The 695-nt window shown below is 45.2% G+C and carries 1 protein-coding gene; it reads right to left on the reverse strand.

Annotated features, from left to right (window positions below; genetic code table 11):
- On the reverse strand, positions 1–695 hold a 695-nt coding region (locus R8O11_RS27845), incomplete at both ends, for a tryptophan--tRNA ligase (protein ID WP_318194950.1).

Genomic DNA, 695 nt, shown 5'->3' on the forward strand with positions numbered 1-695 from the left:
GCATTCTTCCAATACTTTTTTCGTGGTTCCATCTCCTAGCCCGCCACGGCGATAGTGCGCTTTGAGTTGCTCGACATGCTCTTTGTCAGAGTGAAAAGCATCGAGATAAGTGAACACAATGTTGCCTTTTACTTGACCAGGGTCTTCGATGCGCAAATGGCTTGGGTCGGTGTACATGGATTTTACTGCAGCTGAGATTTCCTTTTCAGTCGCCCCTAAGTTAATGGCATTGCCCATGCTTTTCGACATTTTATTTTTGCCATCAGTACTCGGTAAACGTGACGCATCACTAAGCAACGGACGGCACTCTTTTAGGATCTCTTGTCCGCCAAGGTGGTTAATCTTTCTCACGATTTCATTCGTTTGCTCAAGCATTGGTAATTGATCATCCCCAACCGGAACAAGTGTAGCGCGAAAACCCGTTATATCAGCGGCTTGAGAAATTGGGTAAGTCAGGAACCCTGCAGGAATTGAACGCTCAAAACCTTTGCTTTGAATTTCATTTTTTACGGTTGGGTTACGCTCTAAGCGAGCAATGGAAACTAAGTTGCTGTAATACATCGTCAATTCTGCGAGGGCTGGCAGCTGAGATTGCAAACAGATAGTGGTTTGAATGGGGTCGATACCAACTGCAAGGTAATCTGCGACTACGTTTAGAATGTTCGAAGATACCTTTGAAGGATTGTGCGCGTTAT

This window comes from Vibrio sp. 1288 (genome assembly GCF_033344475.1).